Annotated in this window: 20 protein-coding genes and 1 pseudogene; 5 read left to right on the top strand and 16 right to left on the bottom strand. The window is 72.5% G+C overall.

Features of this window, described 5'->3' with window-relative positions; all coding sequences use genetic code 11:
• The first annotated feature begins 5 nt into the window (after positions 1 to 5).
• Together P9K36_RS08170 and P9K36_RS08165 are read left to right on the top strand one after the other, a co-directional pair.
• Positions 6 to 1,337, top strand: coding sequence for a lysine N(6)-hydroxylase/L-ornithine N(5)-oxygenase family protein (locus P9K36_RS08170; RefSeq protein WP_043354124.1), 1,332 nt, complete (start codon positions 6 to 8; stop codon positions 1,335 to 1,337).
• Entirely contained in the window at positions 1,334 to 2,746 is a 1,413-nt protein-coding gene (locus P9K36_RS08165; protein WP_043382375.1) for an MATE family efflux transporter, read from the top strand. The genes P9K36_RS08170 and P9K36_RS08165 overlap by 4 nt, the downstream gene beginning before the upstream one ends.
• A gap of 24 nt (positions 2,747 to 2,770) precedes the next feature.
• On the opposite strand, the pseudogene P9K36_RS08160 reads toward P9K36_RS08165, so the two are convergent.
• A pseudogene (locus P9K36_RS08160) lies at positions 2,771 to 3,202 on the bottom strand (sigma factor); the annotation flags it as partial.
• 429 nt (positions 3,203 to 3,631) lie between these two features.
• Here P9K36_RS08160 and P9K36_RS08155 point away from each other — a divergent pair.
• On the top strand, positions 3,632 to 4,027 hold the full coding sequence (locus tag P9K36_RS08155; protein WP_043756514.1) for a DUF3307 domain-containing protein: 396 nt from the start codon (positions 3,632 to 3,634) through the stop codon (positions 4,025 to 4,027).
• Positions 4,028 to 4,061: 34 nt separating this feature from the next.
• Here P9K36_RS08155 and P9K36_RS08150 read toward each other — a convergent pair whose 3' ends face one another.
• A complete protein-coding gene (locus tag P9K36_RS08150) occupies positions 4,062 to 6,317 on the bottom strand; it encodes a cyclic nucleotide-binding domain-containing protein (protein WP_182592963.1) in 2,256 nt (751 codons plus the stop codon).
• Positions 6,318 to 6,613: 296 nt separating this feature from the next.
• Between P9K36_RS08150 and P9K36_RS08145 the strand changes: the two genes are divergently transcribed.
• Positions 6,614 to 8,059 (top strand): hypothetical protein, encoded by a 1,446-nt coding sequence (locus P9K36_RS08145; protein WP_278306876.1) that lies wholly within the window; start codon positions 6,614 to 6,616, stop codon positions 8,057 to 8,059.
• Positions 8,060 to 8,063: 4 nt separating this feature from the next.
• Here the strand turns inward: P9K36_RS08145 and P9K36_RS08140 are convergent, their stop codons facing one another.
• The 14 genes from P9K36_RS08140 to P9K36_RS08075 all read right to left on the bottom strand — a co-directional run bounded on the left by P9K36_RS08140 (position 8,064) and on the right by P9K36_RS08075 (position 22,835).
• On the bottom strand, positions 8,064 to 8,333 hold the full coding sequence (locus P9K36_RS08140) for a hypothetical protein (protein ID WP_043357569.1): 270 nt from the start codon (positions 8,331 to 8,333) through the stop codon (positions 8,064 to 8,066).
• Between the two features lie 149 nt (positions 8,334 to 8,482).
• Positions 8,483 to 9,658: an FMNH2-dependent alkanesulfonate monooxygenase gene (gene ssuD, locus P9K36_RS08135; protein ID WP_043382379.1), complete on the bottom strand. Its 1,176-nt coding sequence runs from the start codon at positions 9,656 to 9,658 to the stop codon at positions 8,483 to 8,485.
• A 19-nt stretch (positions 9,659 to 9,677) separates the two neighbouring features.
• On the bottom strand, positions 9,678 to 10,529 hold the full coding sequence (locus tag P9K36_RS08130; protein ID WP_278306875.1) for an ATP-binding cassette domain-containing protein: 852 nt from the start codon (positions 10,527 to 10,529) through the stop codon (positions 9,678 to 9,680).
• Complete coding sequence (gene ssuC, locus P9K36_RS08125) at positions 10,529 to 11,311, bottom strand: aliphatic sulfonate ABC transporter permease SsuC (protein WP_043357563.1); 783 nt, start codon at positions 11,309 to 11,311, stop codon at positions 10,529 to 10,531. Before ssuC ends, P9K36_RS08130 begins: the two co-directional genes overlap by 1 nt.
• Positions 11,311 to 12,333, bottom strand: coding sequence for a sulfonate ABC transporter substrate-binding protein (locus P9K36_RS08120; RefSeq protein ID WP_043382385.1), 1,023 nt, complete (start codon positions 12,331 to 12,333; stop codon positions 11,311 to 11,313). The genes ssuC and P9K36_RS08120 overlap by 1 nt, the downstream gene beginning before the upstream one ends.
• An 18-nt stretch (positions 12,334 to 12,351) precedes the next feature.
• Positions 12,352 to 13,311: an aliphatic sulfonate ABC transporter substrate-binding protein gene (locus tag P9K36_RS08115; protein WP_179698516.1), complete on the bottom strand. Its 960-nt coding sequence runs from the start codon at positions 13,309 to 13,311 to the stop codon at positions 12,352 to 12,354.
• Between the two features lie 8 nt (positions 13,312 to 13,319).
• The gene (gene msuE, locus P9K36_RS08110; protein ID WP_043355222.1) at positions 13,320 to 13,895 is read right to left on the bottom strand and encodes an FMN reductase; all 576 of its coding nucleotides are present in this window, start codon (positions 13,893 to 13,895) and stop codon (positions 13,320 to 13,322) included.
• Between the two features lie 445 nt (positions 13,896 to 14,340).
• Positions 14,341 to 14,703 (bottom strand): hypothetical protein, encoded by a 363-nt coding sequence (locus tag P9K36_RS08105; RefSeq protein WP_043382391.1) that lies wholly within the window; start codon positions 14,701 to 14,703, stop codon positions 14,341 to 14,343.
• 145 nt (positions 14,704 to 14,848) lie between these two features.
• Positions 14,849 to 15,889 carry a sensor histidine kinase gene (locus P9K36_RS08100; protein WP_278306874.1) on the bottom strand — a complete coding sequence of 347 codons (1,041 nt, stop codon included), beginning with the start codon at positions 15,887 to 15,889 and terminating at the stop codon, positions 14,849 to 14,851.
• Entirely contained in the window at positions 15,876 to 17,384 is a 1,509-nt protein-coding gene (locus P9K36_RS08095) for an ATPase domain-containing protein (RefSeq protein ID WP_179698514.1), read from the bottom strand. Before P9K36_RS08095 ends, P9K36_RS08100 begins: the two co-directional genes overlap by 14 nt.
• Positions 17,385 to 17,632: 248 nt before the next feature.
• On the bottom strand, positions 17,633 to 19,171 hold the full coding sequence (locus P9K36_RS08090) for a carbohydrate porin (RefSeq protein WP_278306873.1): 1,539 nt from the start codon (positions 19,169 to 19,171) through the stop codon (positions 17,633 to 17,635).
• A gap of 99 nt (positions 19,172 to 19,270) precedes the next feature.
• Positions 19,271 to 20,197, bottom strand: a complete 927-nt coding sequence (locus tag P9K36_RS08085; RefSeq protein ID WP_075379945.1) for a Gfo/Idh/MocA family oxidoreductase — start codon at positions 20,195 to 20,197, stop codon at positions 19,271 to 19,273.
• Position 20,198: 1 nt separating this feature from the next.
• A complete protein-coding gene (araD1, locus tag P9K36_RS08080) occupies positions 20,199 to 21,179 on the bottom strand; it encodes an AraD1 family protein (RefSeq protein ID WP_278306872.1) in 981 nt (326 codons plus the stop codon).
• Positions 21,180 to 21,251: 72 nt separating this feature from the next.
• Entirely contained in the window at positions 21,252 to 22,835 is a 1,584-nt protein-coding gene (locus P9K36_RS08075; RefSeq protein WP_278306871.1) for an aldehyde dehydrogenase (NADP(+)), read from the bottom strand.
• 174 nt (positions 22,836 to 23,009) lie between these two features.
• Between P9K36_RS08075 and P9K36_RS08070 the strand changes: the two genes are divergently transcribed.
• Positions 23,010 to 23,750, top strand: a complete 741-nt coding sequence (locus P9K36_RS08070) for a FadR/GntR family transcriptional regulator (RefSeq protein WP_043756504.1) — start codon at positions 23,010 to 23,012, stop codon at positions 23,748 to 23,750.
• Positions 23,751 to 23,773: the final 23 nt, after the last annotated feature.

Raw genomic sequence — 23,773 nt, 5'->3', positions numbered from 1 at the left:
GAGCGATGACGGATCACCCCGCGACCGACGACATCATCGGCATCGGCTTCGGCCCGGCCAACCTGTCCCTGGCCATCGCCCTGCGGGACGCGATGGGCGACGGGCCGCCGCGGACGTCCCTGCGGTTCATCGAGCGGCAGGATCGGTTCGGCTGGCACCGGGCGATGATGCTGCCCGGCGCCGACATGCAGATCAGCTTCGTGAAGGACCTCGTGTCCCTGCGCGATCCGACGAGCCCGTTCAGCTTCCTCAACTACCTGCACGTGAAGGGGCGGCTCAGCACCTTCCTCAACCTCAAGACGTTCAACCCGTCTCGGGTCGAGTACAACGACTACCTGGCCTGGGCGGCGGACCATTTCTCGGACGTGGTCGCGTATGGCGAGACCGTGGAGGCCGTGCGGCCGGAGATCCGCGACGGCCGGCTCGCCGCCTTCGTGGTCGAGGCCCGGGACGGCGCCGGGACGCGCCGCCTGCGCCGCTGCCGTCACCTCGTCGTGGCCGCGGGCGGCGACCCGGCGATCCCGGCCCCCTTCGCGGCCCACGCGCAGGACCGGCGGCTGATCCACTCCTCCTGGTACCTGCCGGGGATCGCGCAGGCCCTCGGGGCGCCGCGCCTGGACGGGCCGGAGCCCCGCATCCTAGTGGTGGGCGGCGGCCAGAGCGCCGTGGAGATCGTCACCGATCTCGGCGCACGCTACCCGCGGGCGCTCGTCGACCTCGCGATCCGCGGGCCCGCCCTGAAGCCCGCCGACGACAGTCCCTTCGTCAACGAGATCTTCGACCCTGCGGCCGTCGACCGGATCCACGGCGCCCCCGCGCCGGTCCGGGCCGAGCTGATCGCCGCCCACCGCGCCACCAACTACGCGGTGGTCGACGCCGACCTGATCCAGGACTTCTACGCCACGCTCTACGAGCAGACGGTGAGCGGCGTGACCCGCTACCGGCTGCGGCGGAGCACCCGGGTGGTGGCCCTGGAGGCGGCATCGGAGGGCTTGCGCGCGACCCTGCGCGACGACGTCGCCGGCACCGAGGAGCGGCAGAGCTACGCGGCGGTGATCTGCGCCACCGGCTACCAGCGCGCCGCGGTGCCGGCGATCCTCGATCCCGTGCGCCCGTTCATGGCCGGCGAGACCGCGGACCGGCACTACCGCCTGCCGCTGGAGCGCGCCGAGCCCCGGGTGAGCCTGCACCTCCAGGGCTTCAGCGAGCCGACGCATGGTCTGACCGAGACGTTGCTGTCGATCCTGCCCGTGCGGGCCGGCGCCATCGCGCAGACGATCCTCGAAGAGGAACGCGCCGCCCGGGCGGCCATCCGGTCGGCTGCGGCGGCCCCGTGAGGCGGCCGGTCGATCTCGACCAGGACCGGGTCGTCGCCCTCGTCCTGCGGTTGTCGGGGCCGGCGATCCTCGGCATCTCGGCCCACGCGCTGCAGATGCTGGTCAATGCGTGGTTCGTGGCCGATCTCGGCGCGGCCGCGATCGCCACCATCGCCATCGCGTATCCGGTCACGCTGCTGGTCGCGGCGCTCGGCTACGGGGCGGGGATCGCGGCGGCCTCGCAGGTCTCCCGCGCCCTCGGGGCGGGGGACGACGACCGCGCCGCGGCCTCTGCCGGCCTGGGCTTCTGGCTGAGCCTGCCGGCCGGGCTCGCCGTCACGGCCGCGATCGTCGCCGACACGCCGTTCTGGCTGCGCCTCCTCGGCGCCGATGCCGCCCTCGCCGCGGAGGCCGCGCCCTACACGGCGCTCGCCACGGTCGGCACGGCGCTGATGCTGGTGATGATCGTCGGCGGCTTCATCGTGCGCGCCCAGGGCCATGCGCGCCTCAGCGGCGCCGTCATGGTCGGCAGCTTCGGCCTCAACATCCTGCTCGACGGGGTGCTGATCCGGGTCTGCGGTCTCGGCACGGCGGGAGCCGGCTGGGCGGCGATCGGCGCGCAACTCGCGGGGGCGGCCGCTTACGGCCTGCATTTCGCCCGGGCGCGGGGGCCGGACCGCATCAGCGTCCGGTGGCCCGGCAGCCGGGTCGGGCGGGCGGCTCTCGCCGAGGCCCTGACCCTCGCCGTGCCGGCCACCGGCTCCAGCCTTCTCGCGGCCGTCGCGATGGCGCTGTTCGTGGAGGCGGCCGCCCCCTATGGCGACGCCGCCGTCGCCGCGCAGGGCATCGCCCTGCGGCTGACCCTGGTGGCGGCGCTGCCGCTCCTGGGGACGATGGCGGGCGCCCAGGCCGTCCTCGGCCACGCCGCCGGTGGCGGCCGCCGGGATCGCCTGCACCGCGCCCTCGCCTTCGTGCTCACCGCCGCCCTCGCCTATGGAGCCATCGTGGGCGGCCTGATGATCGTGCTGGCCGAGCCCCTCGCGGGCCTGTTCGCGCAGGATCCGGGGACCGCCCGGGAGGGTGCGCGCGCCACCGCGATCTTCGCCGTGGCCTTCATGCCGGTGGGCCTACAGCTCACGGCCGCGACCCTGTTCCAGGCGATCGGCGCGCCGCGCCGGGCCGCCGCCGTGTCGCTGGCGGCGCAGGGGTTGGCGCTGATCCCGCCGCTCCTGATCCTGCCGCCGCTCCTCGGCTATACGGGGGTGCTCGCCAGCCGGGTCGCGGCCGAGTTCCTGGCCGACGGGATCGGCTTGGCGCTGATGCTCGCGTGGTGCGTCGGTGCGCGCCGGACAGGCGGCGCAGCGCCGGTCGAGGGCCGCGAGGCAATGCAGGTGGCCGCGGCGCACGAGGCCGCACACCAGGGCACGTGAGACCCCGAGCCGGGCCGCGATCTCGATCTGCGGAACGCCCTCGACCCGGTGGAGCTGGAAGGCGGTCCGCACCGGCTCCGGCAGCTCGGCCACCGCGGCCTCCACCTGCCGCAGGGATTCGCGCGACGCCGCGGCCGCCTCGGGGGTTCCGATCCCCGGGTCGGCCGGATCCGGGGCGGCATCGAGGCCGGTGAACAGGCGCCGCTCGAAGCCCTGCCGCCGAGCCCGGTCGAGGGCGAGGTTGCGCACCATCCGCCCGACATAGGCGGCCTGGACCGCATCCCCGGCCTCAGGCGGATCCGCGATGAGCCGGAGCAGCACGTCCTGCACCACGTCCTCGGCCTGGGCCGGGCAGCCGAGGATGCGGCGCGCGCTCGCCAGATAGGCGGCGCGATGGCGCTCGAACGCCGCGAGGTTCCAGGATCCGCCGGGCGGCTGCCGGCCGGAGCCGGGCACGGGAGCCGCCGTGATCCTCTGGCCGGAGAGGCCAGCGTCGTAATTCCGGGCCGCCACGATCCCGCTCACATTGTCCCGCCTGCGTAGCTCACGCAGCCGGGACAGCTATCATGCGGTCGATTTGGACAACAATGTCTATCTTCGTGAATTAGAATGATTAAAATATTCGCTGTTCGGGATTTATTCGCAGCGATTATCGAAAAGATCTGATTTCCGGGTGCGAAGAAGGTCGTGACGACTTTCTGGGTCTTGAATCCTGCGGTCCGGCGTCTGGTGTCTGGCGTCCGGTGCCGGAGCGGCCGTGGGATCGGATTTCCGTCCGCGCCAGGGCCGGTCGGCGCGTGTATGCTGGCGGCCTGTCGATTCGGAGCGCGGGATGCGCATCCGAACCCTTCCCCGCAGGATCGCGTCAGGAGAGCCGGGGCCGCGATGCCGTCCGTCGATACGCTCGTCCCGGTGGGTGCCTTCGCGCTGCTGGTCCTCGCGTTCGCCGTGAAGCACCTCGCGGCGGATTTCCTGTTCCAGACCAACTGGATGGCTGAAGGCAAGCAACGGCCGTCCGCGTGGCTCGTCCCGCTCTGCGCCCATACCGGCCTGCACGGCCTCGGCACGCTGCTGATCGCCCTCGCGGTGAAGCCGGCCCTGTGGTGGCTGGCGCTGGCGGACTTCGCGATCCACACGGCGATCGACCGCGGCAAGGCGCTGGTCGCCCAGCGGACGCGCCTGCCCACCACGGATGCCCGGTTCTGGTGGCTGGTCGGCATCGACCAGTTCCTGCATCAGGTCACCCATCTCGGGTTCGCCGTGATGCTGGCGGCGGCCTGATCCGCGGTGCGGAGGGCGGGCGCCGCCGGGCGCGTCACAGCATCTCCGCCTCGAGCAGCCGGTTCGTGTCGGAGACCTTGCCGGCGAGTTCCAGCATCAGGAAGCGCTGGAAGGTGAGCGCCAGATCGGGGCGCTCCCGCTCCATGCGGGCGAGTCCGGCGCGGTCGATGCCGACCACCCGGCAGGGGCTCTCGGCGATGGCGGTGGCGGTGCGCCGGCCGCCCTGGACCAGCGCGATCTCGCCGATCACCGTGCCCGCGGTGGTGGTGCGCAGGCGCAGGTTTCCGCGGCCGGGAACCTCCATCTCGATGGAGACGACGCCCTGCTCCAGGAAGTAGAGGGCGTCGGCCGCCTCCCCCTGGCGCATCAGCGTCGCCCCGGCCGTCAGGTCGCGGACCGTCAGATACGGTGCGAAGTCGTCCGGCCCGAACGTGCTGCCCAGCCGATCGGCCATGTGCCGGGCGAAGACGGCGACCTCCCCCGGGCCGGCCCCCCCGGCCTCCGCCAGCAGGGTGGCCTCGGCTTCGCGCAGGGCCTCGTCCAGGGTGTCGCGGATCCGGATATGCGGGTCCGCGGTGAGGCCGTTGCGGGCGATCTGCAGGCGTGCGGCCGGATCGAGATGGACCAGCAGCACGTCGAAGCCCCGCTGCTCGGCGAGCTGGCCGACCTTGCGGAACGCGATGAGCGCCGAACTGTCGAGCCCGACCGTCTCGCGGAAATCCAGGATCAGGACGCGCAGATCCCCGGCCTCCGCGCCGGCGCGCCGGTAGATCGCCTGTGCGTTGAGGAAGAACAGGTAGCCCTGCAGGGTGTAGATCCGGGTGCGGCCGCCGGCTTCCTGCAGTCGCGCCGCGGCGTCGGGACCGCGGATGACGCTGCTGCGCCGCTCCGCCCCAGAGAGCGACCGGCGGATCGCGCCGATCTGCCCGTACTGGACCCCGAAGATCAGGATCGCCAGCAGGACGCCGACCAGGAAGCCCGTGGTGGCTCCGAAGAACGCCGTGGCGGCGCACACGACCAGCGCGATGGCGATCTCCCAGCCCGGAAGGGTCCGGCAGGCGATGTTCAGGTTGAACAGCAGCCCGATGCCGATGGCGATCAGGGCGCCGCCGGCCAGCGGGCGGGGCAGAAGCGCCAGGGGGCTCGCGCCGACGATGAGCAGCGCCGCCATGACGGCCAGCGTCAGCCACCAGCCGAGCCAGTGGCCGCCGCCGATGTTGTGCAGCAGGAGCGTCGAGGTCCGGCCGAAGCCCATCGCGGAGCTGCCGAACAGGCTTCCGACCATGTTGGTGGCGCCGGAGGCGACGAACATCCGGTCGATGTCGAGGTCGCGCCGGATCTCCAGCTCGACGCTCACCACGTAGAGGATCTGGATGATCACTGCCACGACGACCAGGGTGGCGATCTTGGGCCAGATCGGCAGGAGCAGGTGCGGGTCGAAGGCCATGAGGCTGCCGATGGCGGGCGGCCGCAGCAGCGACCCCGCCGGCAGCGGCTCGATCAGCCATCCCGCGGCCTGCCCGGCGGCGACGCTGGTGCCGGTCCAGGCCAGTCCGAGATGGACCACGGCGAGACTCGACAGGATGACCGTGGGATAGGTCCCCCAGTGCCGGACGATCCGGGGCAGGTAGAAGGCGCAGAAGCCGATGCCGAGGGTCAGGGCGATGCGCGCCAGCGCTCCGGCATCGATCCGGCCCGGATCGAGGGCCGCCGGGTCGACGGTGCGGAGCAGGGCCGCCAGCGGATCGTCGACATGGCCGCCGATCTGCACGCCGCTGCGCAGGAACAGCAGCCCGACGCCGCCGAGGAAGCCGGCGAGCACCGGATAGGGCAGGAGCTGCACCAGCAGGGAGGCCCGCAGGGTGCCGAGCAGCGCGAAGACCAATCCGGTGGCGAAGGTCGAGACGCCGCAGGCGACGAGGACGAGCTGGCCCACCGTCTCCGGATCGGTCACGCCCGCCGCTTCCAGCTGCCCGGCGACGCCCGCGGCGATCGCCGCCTGCACGATCGCGGCCGCGCCGATGAAGGAGAGCGAGATCCGCGCGGTCCGGCGGAGCGCGATGAAGACGAGGCTGCCCAGCACGTAGGCCGCGAGCAGGCCCGACAGGCCGGCGGCGCGGCTCTCCGCCAGCGGCCCCGCGAAGATGAGCTGGGAGTAGCTGATGAGATCGAGCAGCAGCACCATCACGGTCACCGCCGCGGCGGCGCCGATGCGTGCACCGCGCAGCAGCCCCTCGCGGCCGCCGGCCCGGGAGGCGGTTCCGGCGGACGTCAGGTCGGGTGTCGTCATCGGCACGGCCTCCACATCGTGCAGTCTCCGGGACTGCCGAGACAGGTTCCCGATAGTCGCGCGGGCCGATCATCACAGAGCCGCAGGACTCAGAGTTCGGCCGCGCGTGTCCTAACCTGATGGCGGCCACGGGCTTAAATTATCGTGCAGGCGTGAGGCTGCCCGAAGGCAGCATCGGCGCGGGCGGCGGACCGACGAGGCCCGGTTGCGGCGCGCGGGTCCCGGTCGGGTATCCGGGATGCGATCCTGGACGGCGCGCCCGCACCTGCTAAGCCGACGACGCCCAGGAGTCGCCGATGACCGCACCGATCCGACCCATCCGTCCCGCCTGCGCGGCGCTGCTGCTCGCCGGCTTCGCCGGGTCCGCCCGCGCCGCGGATGCGCCGTCGATCGCATGGCCCGAGCCCGGCGGCCGGGCGACGATCAGCCGGCCGTTCAAGGGATCGCCCCTCGCCGTCGGCGTCTCGTCCCGGACCGCGGGCGCCATCGACAGCCTGACCTGGGGCGGCACGCAGTTCATCAACGCCCGCGACCACGGCCGGGAGCTGCAATCGGCCGCCGCCTTCGACGGCTACGGGGAGTGCCTGAACCCCACGGAGGCCGGCAGCGATGCCGACGGCACCGGCCCGCGCAGCACGAGCCTGCTCACGGCCCTGCAGGTCGGCGCCGACACGCTCGAGACCCGGTCCCAGATGGCCTACTGGATCGGGCCCGGTGCGACGACCGGCAATTGCCCGAAGGGCCCCGGCCCCCATGCCGGGCCGCGCTCCAACGACGTCCTGGCCAAGCGCGTCACCCTCGGCGCCGAGGGCGTGGCCAACGCCATCGCGTACCGCGCCACCTACGTCACCGCCGAGCCGCATGCCTCCGCGACCTTCGAGGCGGCCACCGCCTACATGCCCCCCGACTTCGCGCAGTTCTGGAGCTACGATCCGGCGACGGGCCGCTCCGCGCCGCTCTCCGCGGGGCCGGCCGAGCAGGGCGTGCCGGTGATCCTGGCCAATGCCGACGGATCCCGGGCCATGGGCGTGTACAGCCCCGCCCTCCCCCAGCCGAGCGTGCCGAACGCGGGCTACGGCCGGTTCAACTTCGCGACCCTGCCGGGCCCCGGCAACGCGACGGTGAAGTGGAACTGCGTCTTCCGCGAGAACAACGTCCCGGCCGGGGCGCACAGCTACACCTGCTACGTGGTGGTCGGCACGCTGGAGGACGTCAAGGCGGGGATCGCGGCCCTGCGGACGGCGCTCGGCGGCGGGCCGGCCGCTCAAGCGCCGCAGGCTGCCCAAGCGCCGCAGGCTGCCCAAGCGCCGCGGGCCGCCCAAGCGCCGCGGGCTGCTATCGCGCCGCAGGCGGCCGTCGCGCCGCCCCCGGCCGCCCGGGCGCCCGGTACGGCGCTCTATGTCGGCACGCAGGGCGGCTGCAACGCCGGCGAGGTGACGATCGACCCGGGGTACAAGGGCTGCGCCACGGCACCGATCGGCGCCACGCTGGCGCAACCGGGTAACCCCGGCGACCCGCCCGTCTATGTCGGCACGGCGGCCGGGCTCGATGCAGGCCTCGTCACCAGCAATCCCCGCCATCTCGACGCCGGCACGCGGCCGATCGGCTACCTCGCGCGGCCCGGATCCGGGGGGACGCCCCTCTATGTCGGGACGCAGGCGGGGTGCAATGCCGGGGTGGTCTCGACCAACCCGGCGCATCTCGACTGCAGCGGCGCGCCTCTGGGCGTCGCCGTGCGGTGACGGTTCAGCGCGCCTCGCTGAAGCGCTTGGTCGCCCGCTGCTCCTTCTTGTAGGCGGTGATCGCCGCCGAGCAGTTGGGCGAGAGCTTCTTGAGATTGGCCTTGAAGCAGGCTTCGACTTCCGGGCCGCCCGGCGCGTAGGCGCTGCAGAAATCCATGTAGTCGCCGGTGCAGTACTGCTTGAGCGCTTCCCGGGCCGGGGATTGCTCCGCGAAGGCCGCGGCGGGGCCGAGGCAGAGACCGATGGCCAGCAGGGCCGTCTTGGTCGAAGTCATGGACATCCTTCACTCGTCCCGGCCGCGCGCGTACGGCGCGCGGCGATGGGCGGGGCGGATGGACGCCAAGGATGGCGTCACCATGACACCCGGGCAGCGCGAATGCAGATCAGCCATGCCCGGTCCCGGAGGGCGGCCCGATCCTCCGGTCAGTGCGCGCCGACGCGGCGGCTGGGCACGATGTCGTTGGCGACGATCTCCCCGAACGGGCCGTCGTTGCGGGCATTGGTGGCCGGGCGACCCGTGGTGGCGCGCAGCGGCAGCTTCGGGAAGACCAGCTCGGCGAAGCGGTAGGCCTCCTCCAGGTGCGGGTAGCCCGAGAGGATGAAGCGGTCGATCCCGAGATCGATGTACTCCTTCATCCGGTCGGCGACCTGATCGGCCGAGCCGACCAAAGCCGTCCCGGCACCGCCGCGCACGAGGCCGACGCCGGCCCAGAGGTTGGGCGACACCACCAGCTTGTCGCGCTTGCCGCCGTGGAGGGCCATCATGCGGCTCTGGCCGACGGAATCCTGCCGCTTCAGGGTCTCCTGCGCCTTGGCGATGGTGGCGTCGTCGAGCTTCGAGATCAGTTGCTCGGCTGCGTCCCAGGCCTCGCCCTCCGTCTCCCGGGCGATAACGTGCAGGCGGATGCCGTACGAGAAGGTCTTGCCCTTCGCCTCGGCGGCCTGCCGGGCGGCGGCGATCTTCTCCGCGACCTGCGCCGGCGGCTCGCCCCAGGTGAGGTAGACGTCGCAATGCTCGGCCGCCACCGCCATCCCGGCGGGCGAGGAGCCGCCGAAATAGAGCGGCGGATAGGGCTTCTGCACCGGCGGGTAGATCAGCCGGCCGTTCTCGGCGCGCAGATGCGCGCCCTGGAAGGTCACGGTCTCCCCCGCCAGCAGGCCGCGCCAGATCGTCAGGAACTCGTCGGTGACGGCGTAGCGTTCGTCGTGGGACAGGAACACGCCGTCGCCGGCGAGCTCCACCGGGTCGCCGCCGGTGACGACGTTGATCAGCAGGCGCCCGCCGGAGATCCGGTCGAGGGTCGCGGTCATGCGGGCGGCGGCCGAGGGCTCCATCAGGCCCGGCCGCACCGCCACGAGGAAGCGCAGCTGCCGGGTCAGGGGCGCCAGGGCCGAGGCGACGATCCAGGAATCCTCGCAGGAGCGCCCGGTGGGCAGCAGCACGCCGTAATAGCCGAGGGCGTCGGCGCCCTGCGCGATCTGCTGGAGGTAGCCGAGCGACACGTCCCGGGCGCCCTCCTGGGCACCGAGATAGCGCCCGTCGCCGTGGGTCGGCAGGAACCAGAGGACGTCGGCGCGCCCGTCGTGCGATGCGGTCATCGGGAAGCTCCGTTGCGGGTCAGGCGGCCTGCGGCGCGCCCAGAAGATGATCGAGAATACGGCCTTCGAGGCGTGCGAGATCCGGATCCCCGCGTCGGCGCGGGCGCGGCACGTCGACCCGCAGGTCGAGGGCGATCCGCCCGGCTTCCACCACGAGGATGCGGTCGGCCAGCGCCACCGCCTCGGCGACGTCGTGGGTCACGAGCAGCGCCGTGAAGCCCTGCGCCTGCCAGATCCGCTCGATCAGGTCCTGCATGCCGATGCGGGTCAGGGCGTCAAGGGCGCCAAGGGGTTCGTCGAGGGCGAGCAGGCCCGGCCGGCTCACCAGCGCCCGGGCCAGCGCCACCCGCTGCCGCTGGCCCCCCGACAGGGTCGCGGGCCATTGTCCCGCCTTGTCGCCGAGCCCGACCTCGGCGAGCGCCGCGAGCGCCCGCTCCCGGCGCTCGGCCCGGGAGCCGAGGCCCGACAGGCCGACCGCGACGTTGTCGACGACCCGCGCCCAGGGCAGGAGGCGCGGCTCCTGGAACATGATCCGCTTCGGCGGCTCCGACCGGCGGGGCGACGTCGCCGGCCCTTCCAGATCGATCCGGCCGCCGGTGGGCGTCTCCAGCCCGAGGATCAGGCGCAGCAGGGTGCTCTTGCCGCAGCCGGAGCGGCCCACCACCGCGGTGAACCCGCCGGCCGGCAGGAACAGGTTCAGGCCCTCGATGACGGCGGTGCCGTCGAAGCTCTTGTGCAGGTCGCGGACGGTGACGGCGATGCCGCGGCCCGCGGGCTCCGCGGGCGGGCGTGACGATGCGGATCCCCCGGCCTGACGGGGTGCCGATCCGGCTTCGGGGATCGCCTCGCGGCGGACGGCGTCGAGCAGCATCAGGCGCTCCTGTAGGCGGGATTCCAGGCGAGGCAGGTGCGCTCGAGCTGGCGGGTCAGGGCGTCGGCGAGCTTGCCGAGGGCCGCGTAGATCAGGATCGCCAGCACCACGACGTCGACCAGCATGAACTCGCGCGCCTGCATGGCCATGTAGCCGAGCCCCGACGAGGCCGAGATCGTCTCGGCGACGATCAGCGTCAGCCACATGATGCCCAGGCCGTAGCGCAGGCCGACGAAGATCGACGGCAGGGCGCCGGGCAGCACCACCCGGGCGAACAGCTCGCTGCGGGACATGCCGTAGACCCGGCCCATCTCCACGAGGCCCGGATCCACCGAGCGGATGCCGTGCAGGGTGTTGGCGTAGATCGGGAAGAACACGCCGAGCGCCACGAGGAACAGCTTGGCCTCCTCGCCGATGCCGAACCACAGGATCACCAGCGGGATCAGCGACAGGTGGGGCACGTTGCGCACCATCTGCACCGAGGTGTCGGTGAGCCGCTCCGACAGGCGCGACAGGCCGTTGGCGAGGCCGAGCGCGAAGCCGATGCCGCCGCCGATCACGAAGCCCGCGAGCGCCCGCAGGGTGCTGACGCCGAGATTGGTCCAGAGCTCCCCGGTCCGCCCGGCCTCCCAGCCGGCCCGGACCACGTCGAGGGGCGCCGGCATGAAGCGGTTGGAGACGAGGCCCGCCGAGACCGCGGCCTGCCAGCCGAGAAGGAGCGCCGCCGGCAGGAGCCAGGGCAGGGCCGTGTCGCCGAGGCGATCGAGCTTGGCGTTGCGCATCAGCGAGTCTCCGCCCGATTCTCGGCCCGGCGCTCGGGCTGCGTCCAGACCGCGTCGGCGACCCGGATCGGTCGCGGCAGGAGGCCCAGCCCGTGGAACGCGTCGGCGACTTTCTGCTGGTCGGCGACCGCCGCGGCGTCGAGGGGCGCGACGCCGTAGGACAGCCGTCCCAGGGCGACGCCGAGAACCGGCGCGGGGATGCCCACCGCGGGGGCGAGTTCCGCCGCCACGGCGTCCGCGTGGCCCTCCGCCCAGGCATCGACCTCACCGATCGCCTTGAGCACGGCCGACACGATCTCCGGGCTGGAATCGGTGAAGCCCCGCCGGGACAGGTAGAACTGGCGGTTGGGGGCGAGCCCCTGCCCGTCGGCCAGGACCCGGGCGCCCGTGGCGCGCTCGGCGGCGGCGAGATACGGATCCCAGATCGCCCAGGCGTCGACGGAGCCGCGCACGAAGGCGGCGTTGGCGTCCGCCGGCGCCAGGAAGGCGAGCTTCACCCCGTCATAGGGCACGCCCGCCTGCGCCAGGGCGCGCACCAGCAGGAAGTGGACGTTCGAGCCCTTGTTGAGGGCGATGGTCTTCCCGCGCAGGTCGGCGACGCTGCGCACCGGGCTGTCCTTGGGCACGAGGATCGCCTCCCCCCGCGGCGCCGGCGGCTCGGTGGCGACGTAGCGCAGCTCCGGGCTCGCGGCCTGGGCAAAGATCGGCGGTGCCTCCCCGGCGGAGCCGAAATCGATCGCCCCGGCATTCAGCGCCTCCAGGAGCGGCGGCCCGGACGGGAATTCCGACCACGCCACCGTGACGCCCAGCGGCTGGAGCGCCGTCTCCAGGCTGCCGCGGCCCTTCAGCAGCACCAGGGAGCCGTATTTTTGGTAGCCGATCCGGATACTGCCCGCGGCCCGGGCGGGGCGCAGCATCGCGGCCGCCGCGAGGCCGAGCCCGGCGGACAGGAGCAGGCGGCGGTTCGGCGCCGGGCGGTCGGACGGCGGCAGGGCCAGGGCGCGGGGCGTGCGGTCGGTCATGGCTCTCGGCAGTCGGTGTCAGCCGTTGCGGGCGGGGGCGGTCCAGACCGCGTCGGCGATCCGGATCGGCTTGGGGATCAACTTCAGGGCGTGGAAGCGGTCGGCGATCCGCTGCTGCTCGGCGGCGACCCGGTCGTTCATCGGGCCGATCACGTAGTCGGTCCGGTCCACCGCCCGGCGCGTGGCGGCGAGCGGCACGCCGGTGCCCTGCGACAGGAGGTCGGCGACGGCGCCGCGGTTCTGCGTGCACCAGGCCGCCACGTCCCCGAGCGCGTCGATCACCGCCTGGAGCACCGGGGCGCGGGTTTCCGCGAAGGGGCGACTCGCCAGGAAGTAGTTGTTCTGCGGGGTGATGTCGCTGGCGCGGGCCAGCACCCGCACCCCCTCCCCCTGCTCGGCGATGGCGAAATACGGGTCCCAGATCGTCCAGGCGTCGATGCTGCCCCGGGCGAAGGCCGCCGCGGCGTCCGCGGGCGCGAGGGTCACCGGCGTGATGTCGGCGTAGCTGAGGCCGGCCTTCTCCAGGGCCGCGATGGTCAGGTTGTGGGCGCTCGACGCCTTGGCGAAGGCGACCCGCTTGCCCTTGAGCTCGGCGAGGCTCTGGATCGCCGAGGCCTTCGGGAGCAGGATCCCCGCCCCCGACCCGCCGGCCTCCTGGGCGGCCGCGTAGACGAGGTTGGCGCGTGCGGCCTGCGCGAAGATCGGCGGCGCGTCGCCGGTCTGTCCGAAGTCGATCCCGTCGAGCGACAGGGCCTCCAGCAGCGGCGGCCCGAAGGAGAACTCGACCCAGCGCACGCTCTGGCCGAGGGGCTCCAGGCGCTTCTCGATGATTCCCTGCTGCTTGGCGACGACCAGGATGCCGTTCTTCTGGTAGCCGATCCGCACCACGCCGGGCTCGGCCGCGCGGGCGCCCCGGACCAGGGCCGGCGCGAGGGGCAGGGCCGCCAGGGCGGCCAGCAGGTTGCGGCGGTCGAGCATCGCCCGGCTCACTCGGCGGCGGCCAGGGCGAGGGGCGCAGCGGAGGCCGACCGGTGGACCAGCAGGGCCGCGAGCTGCCCGCCGGCCTCGGCGGCGCGGGCGCGCACGCCGGCCTCGGTGAGCACGCCGTCGCTGAAATCGGGATCGGAGGCGTAGACGGCCGTCGGGATCTGGAGGGCGCCGAAGAAGCCGAAGAGCGGCCGGAAGGCGTGCTCGACCACGAGCGCGTGGCGCGCGCCGCCGCCGGTGGCCACGATCGCCACGGGCTTGCCGGCCAGCGCCCCCGGATCGACGAGGTCGAACAGGTGCTTGAACAGGCCGGTATAGGCGCCCTTGTAGACCGGCGAGCCGACCACGAGACCGTCCGCCTCCTCGATCGCCGCGAGCACGCTGCGCGAAGACGCCGGGAGCTGGTCGCGGGTCCAGGCGGCGCCGAGGCCGGTTCCGGCATCGACGAAGTCGAGGAGGCGCACATCGAGGGGCGCCCGGGCGCCGGCCTCGCGCAGCACCGCATCCACCAGCGTCCGGGTCTTGGAGGGCCGCTGCACGTTCGCGCTCAGGCCGACGAGTCTCGGTCGTGTCATTCCGGGTGCCTTGCTGCGGGACAGGATGGCGAGCCGCCGCGATCTCGAAGAGCGAGGATGGTGCGGCCGGACATCCGAATAGGTCGATAGAATTGATCGCCCCACGTTCCGCCGTCAATGAAACGCGGTTCCCAATTGTCTCGCGAACGCAAAACGTTCTGCTCGAAACATCTCGCCCCGGATGAGATTTTATCTCAGGATGCCGGGCGGACGCGCGCCGAAATCTTGTGCCGCGGCGGCTTGGTCGCGCGGGAAACGAAGCTTTCGTCTCCCGGAGGGCCCGGCGGGAGAAGGGCGCTCTCGCATTCCGCGGGGCTATGGAAGGGCCTCGTCGGCCGGGAGCCCGGCGGGCCGGCAACCGGCAGACGCTCACCCGTCGGCCGCGAACCCTGGCGGCCGGAGGGCGGCGGGGGGGGGTCCAGCACGCGCCCGGCCGGCGGCCCGTCTATTTGCGGGCGAGGAGATGCAGCACGGTACCGTCGTCGCCGTACTTGTCCCACATCTGCGCGCAGGCCTGCTCCGGACGCTCCCGGAACTGCGTCGCCTCCGCGTCGAGGTCCTGCTGCAGGGCGACCGAGCGCTTCTTCGTGAAGAAATCGGCGTGGTTGAGGTGGTTCTCTCGCGAGAACTGGCGGAAGCGCTCCGTGTCGATACGGACATTCGGGCAGTTCCGGGCGGCCAGATCGGCTTCGATGCCCGGACGCAGGGCCGGAATATCCTTCTGGAGCGCGGATCGCCGGGCTTCGGCCCAGGTGCCGAAGGCGGCCCAGGCGAGGATGGCGGCGACGAGAGGGGCAAACTTGGTCATCGAGAAACGTGTCGCTGTGCTGCGACATCCCAAATCTCGCACCTGCGATCGGTTCGACCTGAGCCGGAGGATGCACCACACTTCTGTGTGAAAGCGCACATCCCGCGGTCGGATCCGGGCCGCCGGGTTTCGAGAACCGGTGCGCTCAGTAGGTCGGGACGACGCGCGTCTCGGGCAGCGGCGCACGCATGGTGAAATGCAGGCCGGCCGGCTGGAAATCGAAGGCGATCTCCGCCTGGCACTGGAGCTTCAGGACGCGTTGCAGCAGCGTCGAGCCGAAGCCCTTCCGCGTCGGTGTCTCCGTGAACGGACCGCCCCGTTCGGTCCAGTCGAGATGGAGCATGCGTGCCGCCGACGTCTGCTCGACACCCCAGCGGATCCGGATGCAGCCCTCCGGAACCGACAAGGCGCCGTGCTTGGCCGCGTTGGTCGTCAGCTCGTGGATGGCCATGCCGGTCGGGACCGCGAGGTCGCCCATCAGCTCGATCGGCGGCCCGTCCAGCTGGATGCGGGAGCCCTCGACGTCGTTGTAGGGCCCCAGCTCGTTCATCAGCATCTCGCGCAGGGGGGCCTGCTGCCAGTAATCCTCGGTCAGGAGATTGTGGGTCTTGGCCAGCGAGATCACCCGCGCCGAGAACGCCTCGTAGAACGCGTCCACGGTGGTGGCGGACCGGGCCGAAGCCCCGAGCAGCGCCTGCACCGTCGCCAGCGTGTTCTTCACCCGGTGATGCAGCTCGCGGATCAGGAGCGCCTGCCGCTCCGTCGTCCGCTCGCGCTCCTCGAGATGGGCCCGCGCCTCGAGCTGCCGGCGCTTGGCGCGATGGGCGGCCCGGGCCGCCATGATCAGGGTCGCCGGATGGAACGGGCGCTCCAGCACGCTCACGTTGCCCAAGAGGTCGGTCAACTGCGTGTTGGGCTCGGCGCCGCGCAGTCGCAGGAGGATGAACGGGAAGTCGGACCAGGGCGGCTGGGCGGCGATCCAATCCGCCAGCGCCTGCCGGTTCGATGAGAGCAGCGCCTCCTCGGTCAGGACTGCGCAGGCGGCCGTGTGGAGCCGGGCGACCACCTCCGCGAGGCTGCCGCAGATCTGCGACGCGATCTGTCCCTCGCCGAGGATGGTCGCGGCGACGACGGCGTCGCGGCCCCCCGGCGTGAAGAGGAGAACCGGCGGTTCAGCGTCGGTCATCAGCCCCGTGGGTGGGCAAGAGGGACGACCGTTCACCTTCGAATGTCGGAACGCCGGTCATGATACCCCTGAACGCGCTGAGTGGTTCGCCAACGCGGATCCCGTCGGAGTCGATCCGCAATTCGCGGATCGCGTTCTCATGGCTGCCGGTCCGCTTCTTCACCACCGAGATCGCGCGCCGCAGCCGGCCATCGGCCTCGAAGGTGCGGAACAGCAGGATCGTGTCGCTGAGATAGGTCAGGTCGACATTGGCGCCCATCGCCCCGATCATGCCGTGCTGGGCCAGGACCAGGAGCGTGACGACGCCCTGCTGGTTCAGGTAGGTCAGCAACTCATGCATCTGCAGGAGCAGGTAGTTCTCCTCCGGCATGGCGTTGTGATAGCCGGTCAGGGAATCGATCACGACCGTCGTCACGCCCTGGTGCTCGACCGCCTCCTGCACGATGTCGGCGAGTTCGCCGGGCGAGACCTCCGCCGGATCGATCTGTTCGACCCGGAGATCGCCGGAGGCGATCACGGCGTCGATCGGCATGCCGAGGCCGCGGGCCCGGCGGCGCAGCACGTTCGTGGTCTCGTCGAAGCTGAGGATCAGCACCTTCTCGCCGCGGGCGATCGCCGCGGTGACGCAGGTGAGCGCCACCGTCGACTTGCCGACGCCGGACGGGCCGATCAGCATCGTGCTGGTCCCGCGATCGATGCCGCCGCCGAGCAGCAGGTCGAGCTCGGGGCTGCCCGTGCCGCACTGGTCGTCGGCGAAGGTGCCGAGATGCTCGGCCGCGACGAGCCGCGGGAACACCGTGAGACCGCCGCGCCGGATGACGTAGTCGTGGAACCCGCCCCGGAACGGCGTGCCGCGCATCTTGATCACGCGCAGGCGCCGCCGCTCCCCGCCGTAGAGCGGCGCGAGCTGTTCCAGCCGGATCACGGCATGGCTGAGACTGTGCAGATTCAGGTCGTCCGCCTCGGCGGTCAGATCGTCGAGGAGCAGCGCCGTGGTGTTCTGGATGAGCAGGAAGCTGCGCAGGGCGTGGACCTGCCTGCGGTAGCGCAGCGAACCCTGCGAGAGCAGCCGGATCTCGGACAGGCTGTCGAACACGACGCGCTGCGGCTTGGTCCGCTCGATCTCGGCGATCGCCATGCGGATGGTCTCGCCGAGTTCGAGATCGGACGAATGGACGAGGCTCTGCTGCTGGTTCGGGTCGAGGCTGAGTTCCGGCGCGATGAGTTCGAAGATCTCGATGCCGTCGAGGGACCAGCCGTGGCGCCCCGCGACGTTCAGGAGCTCGCGCCGGCTCTCGGACAGCGTGATGTACAGGCAGCGCTCGCCCCGCCGCACGCCGTCGAGCAGGAACTGCATCGCCAGCGTCGTCTTGCCGGATCCGGGCCGGCCCTCGATGAGGTGCGAGCGCCGGGACGCGTAGCCGCCGTCCAGGATGTGGTCGAGGCCGGCCACTCCGGTACAGACCGGCGCCGCGTCTTGATCGGTCACTGCCATGTCCAGGTCTCTGCCGTCGCCCGACGGGCGGGCAGCCCACCGACCGCGTGACGGAACGCGGAGCCCGGTCTCGTACACGAAGGAGCGCGCAGGGCGAAACCCCGTCCGCCGCGCTCCTGCGCCGGCCGATACCGTCGGCGCGACCGGGATATCGGTCCTGCCGGACGGCCGCGCCGTGCGGCAGCCGGGATCGGCGCCGCGATGGAGGACCGGCGCCCGCATCCTGCGGGCGCCGGGGGTTCGCGCGCTCACGGGCTGCCCGGACCCTTCGCCAGGCCGGCCAGGGTGAACAGGTCCACCGACAGCTTCGCGCCGATCACGAAGGCATCCGGGATCGGCTTCGGACGGAACGGGAAGCGGGTCTGGTCCGGGTCGATCACGTATTGCAGGTTCGGCATCAGCCGCACCGCCGGGGTGAGCTGGATGCCGTAGCTCAGCTCCAGGATGGTCTGCAGGGATTCGACGTTCCGGGTGCCGAGCCCGAGCGCCGTGCGCGCCGCCCGGATGTTGGCCGTGCCCAGCGGCGAGAGCTTCTCCATGGCGAAGACGAAGCCGAGGGTGTCGTAGGGCCGGCCGGGGAAGGTGCCGGTCAGCACGGCGCCGCCCTCCAGGAAGTAATCCTGGGTCTGCCGGCCGCCGGTCCCGCCGAGCGCGACGCCGAAGACCGACAGGCCCTGGATGCCGTTCGGGTCCGGCCGCCAGACCATCTGGTCGAAGCGGGCGTAGACCGCCGAGCGGCCGAACCGGGTCAGCGGATCGAGGCCGCTGAAGACCCGGGCGCCGCCCCGCTGGTCGAGCACGGGATCCTTGTAGTCCGACCGGTCGAAGACGACGCCGACGCTGTAGTTGCGCGGCAGCGGGTCATTGCCGAAATTGGTCGAGTAGCCGACTTCCACCGGCACCAGGACACCGGTAGCGCCGTTGGTCGACCAGTCGATCCCGTTCTGCGTCGGCAACTGGTCGCGGGGGTTCACCTCGTAGATGCCGGCGTGCAGGAACACCTTGTCGTTGACCCAGGCCTTGGCATGGCCGCCCCAGGTGGCGATCGGCCAGTAGGTGAAGTTCGTCAGCTTGAAGATGGACTTCGGCGCGCCGCAGGTCGCGTTGTTCTGGAAGTTGCAGTAGAGCGGCGAGGCCAGGAAGTTCGGGTTGGCCAGCAGGCGGCCGACCTCGAGGTCGAGGCGGTTGTCGAACAGCTTCTGCTCATAGGACAGCAGGGTGAGATGGGCGGTCTGGCCGCCGCCGTAGATCTCCTGCACGCTGCCGTCGAAGCCGATGGAATCCTGCGCCAGGCTCCGTCCGTGGCGCTGGGTGACGACGGTGTGGACCGAGCCGCCGTCGATCCCCGCGAGACGCGCGAGATCGGCGTCGAGGCCGAAGGCGATCTGGCCGGCATAGGCCGATCCCTGGCGGATGCCGCCGGACGGGTTGGCGGCGAACTCGCCGGTGTAGTTCAGGATCATGCTGATCCCGTTGCCCAGATCGAGGGTGCCCGGCGGCAGGCTGGGCGGCGTCGCGCTGCTGCCCTGCACGTCGAGGCTGGCCGCGGCGCTGCTGGCGCCCGAGAAGCTCCGCGCCTCCCGGATGACCCGCCGCCGGGCGCGGTTCGCCCGGTACCGGGCCTTCTGCGCCGGATTCGCCTTCGGCCCCGGATTTACCAGCGACGGTCCCCCGTCCGGAGCCGTGGCTTCAACCTGTGCGCCCGCCGGACACGCGCCCGCCGTGACCGTCGCGGCGCAGAATGCGAGCGCGGCCCATCGCCTATGCTTTCTCCATTGCTTACCCATGTGACTCCCCCTTAACCGCGCGGCCTTGCCTGGCTCTGTCGCGTTCGTGTCCCGCAGGGGGCCTCCCGGTCAGTCCGTGTCCGGTCAGTCCGTGTCCGGTCAGTCCGTGAAGGCCTCCACCGTGCGGCGCTCGCCGCGCATGAAGGCGTCGGCGGCGTGGATCAGCGGATTCAGGTCGACGTCGCTGGCGCCGGAGCGGACCAGGGCGGCGAAACGGTCGTAGAGGCCGCGGTACTCCGCCTCGGGCGGGAGCGGCTGGTCGCGGCCGTCGATCGTCAGGACGGCCCCGCCCTGCGAAAGCACCAGGGTACCGTCGTCGGTCTCGACCCGGATGTCCCAGGTCTGCGGCCCGGTCTGGCGCCAGTCGAACCGGGCCCGGATCGGGGTGCCGGCGGCATCGGCGAAATGCAGGTCGGCGGCGATCGGCGCCTGCCGGTTCTCCGGCACCGACAGGGTCGCGCCGGTCAGGTGGAACGGCGGCAGGATATGCGTGGCGATGGACAGGGCGTTGATCCCCGGATCGAACACGCCCATCCCGCCCGCGTCCCAGATCCAGTCCTGGCCCGGGTGCCAGTGCCGGACATCCTCCAGCCAAGCGATCTCCACCGACCGGATCCGGCGGCCCGACAGCCAGCGGCGCGCGGGCTCCACCCCCGGCGCGAAGCGCGAGTGCCAGCTCGCGAACAGGCTCACGCCCCGGGTCCGGGCGGCCTCGACCAGGAGCCCGACCTCGGCCAGCGTCGCCCCCGGGGGCTTCTCGAGGAAGACGTGGCGGCCCGCCGCGATCCCCGCCAGGGCCGCCGCGAACCGCGCCTGCGGCGGCTGGCACAGGGCGACGGCGTCGAGGTCGCCGTGCGCCGCCAGCATCGCCTCCAGGCTGCCGTAGCTCGGCACGCCGTCGAGCCCGCCATGCCGGCTCGCCACCGCCACGAGGCTGTAATCCGGGGAGGCGGCGATGACCGGCAGATGCTGGTCGCGGGCGATCTTGCCGACACCCACCAGACCGATGCGGATCGGGCTCGCCATCTCAGAGCACCCGCACAGCCGGGTCGGCGGGCGGGGCGGCCGCCAGGGGGTTGCGCAGGGGCAGCGCGAACGGCGCGGCCTCGATCTCGAACACGTCGCCGGGCCGGGTCGCGACGCCGTCGCTGAACGACAGGGTGGCGGTCCCGAAGAAGTGGACGTGCACGTCGCCGGGGCGCCGGAAGGGTGCGTATTTGAAGTGGTGCCGCTCCAGGTTGGCGATGCTGTGGGACATGTTCGCCTCCCCGGAGAGGAACGGCTTCTCCCAGAGCACGGCGCCGTCGCGCAGGATGCGGCTGGTCCCGCGCACGTCCGGCGGAAGCGCCCCGAGCCACAGCTCCGGGCCGAGGGCGGCCGGGCGCAGCTTGGAATGGGCGAGCCACAGGTAGTTGCCGCGCTCGGTCACGTGGTCGGAGAACTCGTTCGCCAGGGCGAAGCCGAGGCGCACCGGGGTGCCGTCGGCGTCGACCAGGTAGATCCCGGCGATCTCCGGCTCCTCGCCGCCGTCGCGGGCGAAGGCCGGCGAGACAAGCGGCTCGCCGGAGGCGACCAGGCCGGAGCCGTCGCCCTTGTAGAACCATTCCGGCTGCACGCCGGCCTCGCCCGGCGCCGGCTTGCCGCCCTCGACGCCCATCCGGAACATGCGCATCGAGTCGGTCGGCGCCGGGTCGGCCGCGGCCGCGCGGTGCATCGCGTCGCGGCCCTCCGCGGAGCCGAGATGCGTCAGGCCGGTGCCGCTCAGCATCAGGTGGGCGGGATCGGCGTGGTCGATGGGCGGCAGGAGCCGGACCGTGTCGAGATCGACGGGCGCGCCGAGTCCCGCCCGCTCCGCCGTCGCGGCCAGATCGTCCCCCGCCTCGAGAGCCCTGCGCGCCAGGGCGCGCACGCTGTCGACGCCGAGCACCCGCCGCGCCCGACCGTCGGCGAGCAGCGCGACCCCCCGCTGCCCGTCGGCGGCGCGGAATTGTAGGAGTGATCGTCCCATCTGTGTCCTCCCGGGGACGACCGCTTCGGGTCGTCCTGAACGCGCGGCCGTCGAGGGTCGCGCGGCGGCCTGTCAGCGGCCGGGTTGCGGATCGAGAACGCCGTCGATCCGGCGCGCGAGATGCCAGGGATTGTCCGGGCGCAGGGGCGGCGGCAGGAGCGCGTCGGGCAGGTCCTGGTAGCAGACCGGGCGCAGGAACCGTTCGATCGCCAGCGTGCCCACCGAGCTGCTCCGGCCGTCCGAGGTCGCCGGGAACGGCCCGCCATGCACCATCGCGGGGGCGACCTCGACGCCGGTGGGCCAGCCGTTCGCCAGGATCCGTCCGGCCTTGCGGGCCAGCAGCGGCACGAGCCCGGCGGCGAGATGCTCGTCCGCGCGGTCGAGGTGCAACGTCGCGGTGAGCTGCCCGCCGAGGGACTCGAGGAGCCGGGTGACCTCCGCCATGTCGGCGGCGGCGACCAGCAGCGCGGCCGGACCGAACATCTCGTCGGCGAGGGCCGGATCCGCGAGGACGTGGCGCGCCTCCGTGCGCAGCAGGCAGGCGGGGGCGCCCCCCGGGCCGGCGGCCGCCCCGCGCGCCGCGACCGTCACTCCCGGTCGGGCCGCCAGCGCGGCGACGGCGTGCGCGAACCGGTCGCGGATGTCCGGGGTGAGCATGGTGTGCGGCACACTCTCCCGGATCGCCGCGGCGGCGGCCTCCGCGAAGGCGTCGAGGTCGGAGCCGGCGATCCCGATCAGCAGACCGGGATTGGTGCAGAACTGCCCCGCCCCCAGCGTCAGCGACTGGACGAAGCCCGCCGCCAGGGACGCGCTCCGGGCCCGCAGGGCGCCGGGCAGGAGCACGACCGGGTTGACCGCGCTCATCTCGGCATAGACCGGGATCGGCTCGGGCCGGCCGGCGGCCACCCGCATCAGGGCGAGCCCGCCCGCGCGCGACCCGGTGAAGCCGACGGCCTTGATCCGCGGGTCGGCGACCAGGGCGCTTCCGAGGTCCGTGGACGGTCCCGGCAGGTAGGAGAACGTGCCCTCGGGCAGGCCGCCGGTGGCCACCGCCGCACGCACGGCCCGCGCGACCAGCTCCCCGGTCCCGGGATGGGCCGGATGGCCCTTCACCACCACCGGGCAGCCCGCCGCCAGGGCGGCGGCGGTGTCGCCCCCCGCCACCGAGAAGGCCAGCGGGAAGTTCGAGGCGCCGAACACCGCCACCGGGCCGATCGCGACGTGGCGCCGGCGCAGGTCCGGCCGGGGCAGCGGCTGCCGCTTGTGCTGCGCCGGATCGATCGTCGCCCGGATCCACGCGCCGGAGCGGACGAGATCCGCGAACAGCCGCAGCTGCCCGACCGTGCGGGCGCGCTCACCCTCCAGCCGCGCCCGCGGCAGGCCGGTCTCGGCCATCGCCCGCTCGACGAGCGGCGCGCCGAGATCGGCGATGCCCTCGGCCACAGCTTCGAGACAGCGAGCGCGTGTTTCTGGTGGCGTCTCCGCGAAATGCGGGAACGCCGCTTCCGCCAGCGTGCAGGCGGCCTCCACCTCCCGAGGGCCTGCGGCCGAGAAGGCCGGCTCCAGGGGCGCTCCGGTGGCGGGATCCACGGCCCGGAAGAGCGCGGCTGTGGTCACGTCGGCGGCGCCGATCAGGACGCTGCCGCGGATCGTCACGGATCCTGGCGATTCACTACTCATACAATTAGGCTAGGGCAGTTCGCCTCCCGCCGCAAGCGCGGCCGCGATTCCGGTGCAGGGGGTGTTCCTCTTTGCGCTCCTACAACTTCAGGATAGAATCACGCCGATCCCGCCCCGACCGACCCGGTGGCCCGGACTGGAGGTGGACGAGTGAGGCAGGATCGCGGTCCGGAGAACGTCACGCTGCCCCTCGCCTCGGGCTCGCGCCGCATCCACGGCTCGGTCGCCCGCGATCTGGGGGTGGCGATCCTTGGCGGCCGCTACGCTCCCGGGGACGTGCTGCCCGGGGAGATCGAATTCTCTGAGAAATTGAACGTCTCGCGCACCGCCTATCGCGAGGCGATCCGCATCCTGAGCGCGAAGGGGCTCGTCGAGAGCCGCCCGCGCACCGGCACCCGCGTGAGCCAGCGCAGCCGCTGGAACCTGCTCGACCCCGACATCCTCGCCTGGGCCTTCGAGTCGGAGCCGAGCGAGTCCTTCATCCGCGACCTGTTCGAGCTGCGGATGATCGTCGAGCCGGCGGCGGCGGCGCTCGCGGCGGAGCGGCGCTCGGGCCTCGACCTCGCCCGGATGGGCCATGCCCTGGAGGAGATGGGCCGCCACGGCCTCGCCACCGAGGCCGGACGGGCCGCCGACCAGGCCTTCCACAACACGATCCTGGAATCGGCCCGCAACGGGGCGCTGATGGCCCTGTCGAGTTCCATCGCCGCCGCGGTCACGTGGACGACGATCTTCAAGCATCGCCGCCAGGGCCTGCCCCGGGATCCGATGCCCGACCACCGCGCCCTCTACGACGCGATCGTGGCGGGCGACCCGGCCGCCGCCCGGGAGACCATGACCGAGCTGGTCCGCCTCGCCCTCGCCGACACCGAGCTGGCGATGCGCCCCTGACGGAGCCGGCGGCGTCCGCACCG

This window comes from Methylobacterium sp. 391_Methyba4 (assembly GCF_029691625.1).
GTDB lineage: Bacteria > Pseudomonadota > Alphaproteobacteria > Rhizobiales > Beijerinckiaceae > Methylobacterium > Methylobacterium fujisawaense.
This window is presented reverse-complemented; position numbering and strand designations above follow the sequence as displayed.

Bases quoted from the DNA above. Each gene is read 5' to 3' on its own strand.
- P9K36_RS08170 (WP_043354124.1), top strand. From the start codon at position 6: ATGACGGATCACCCCGCGACCGACGACATCATCGGCATCGGCTTCGGC.
- P9K36_RS08155 (WP_043756514.1), top strand. From the start codon at position 3,632: ATGCCGTCCGTCGATACGCTCGTCCCGGTGGGTGCCTTCGCGCTGCTG.
- P9K36_RS08150 (WP_182592963.1), bottom strand. From the start codon at position 6,317: ATGACGACACCCGACCTGACGTCCGCCGGAACCGCCTCCCGGGCCGGC.
- P9K36_RS08145 (WP_278306876.1), top strand. From the start codon at position 6,614: ATGACCGCACCGATCCGACCCATCCGTCCCGCCTGCGCGGCGCTGCTG.
- P9K36_RS08140 (WP_043357569.1), bottom strand. From the start codon at position 8,333: ATGACTTCGACCAAGACGGCCCTGCTGGCCATCGGTCTCTGCCTCGGC.
- ssuD (WP_043382379.1), bottom strand. From the start codon at position 9,658: ATGACCGCATCGCACGACGGGCGCGCCGACGTCCTCTGGTTCCTGCCG.
- P9K36_RS08130 (WP_278306875.1), bottom strand. From the start codon at position 10,529: ATGCTGCTCGACGCCGTCCGCCGCGAGGCGATCCCCGAAGCCGGATCG.
- ssuC (WP_043357563.1), bottom strand. From the start codon at position 11,311: ATGCGCAACGCCAAGCTCGATCGCCTCGGCGACACGGCCCTGCCCTGG.
- P9K36_RS08120 (WP_043382385.1), bottom strand. From the start codon at position 12,333: ATGACCGACCGCACGCCCCGCGCCCTGGCCCTGCCGCCGTCCGACCGC.
- P9K36_RS08115 (WP_179698516.1), bottom strand. From the start codon at position 13,311: ATGCTCGACCGCCGCAACCTGCTGGCCGCCCTGGCGGCCCTGCCCCTC.
- msuE (WP_043355222.1), bottom strand. From the start codon at position 13,895: ATGACACGACCGAGACTCGTCGGCCTGAGCGCGAACGTGCAGCGGCCC.
- P9K36_RS08105 (WP_043382391.1), bottom strand. From the start codon at position 14,703: ATGACCAAGTTTGCCCCTCTCGTCGCCGCCATCCTCGCCTGGGCCGCC.
- P9K36_RS08100 (WP_278306874.1), bottom strand. From the start codon at position 15,889: ATGACCGACGCTGAACCGCCGGTTCTCCTCTTCACGCCGGGGGGCCGC.
- P9K36_RS08095 (WP_179698514.1), bottom strand. From the start codon at position 17,384: ATGGCAGTGACCGATCAAGACGCGGCGCCGGTCTGTACCGGAGTGGCC.
- P9K36_RS08090 (WP_278306873.1), bottom strand. From the start codon at position 19,171: ATGGGTAAGCAATGGAGAAAGCATAGGCGATGGGCCGCGCTCGCATTC.
- P9K36_RS08085 (WP_075379945.1), bottom strand. From the start codon at position 20,197: ATGGCGAGCCCGATCCGCATCGGTCTGGTGGGTGTCGGCAAGATCGCC.
- araD1 (WP_278306872.1), bottom strand. From the start codon at position 21,179: ATGGGACGATCACTCCTACAATTCCGCGCCGCCGACGGGCAGCGGGGG.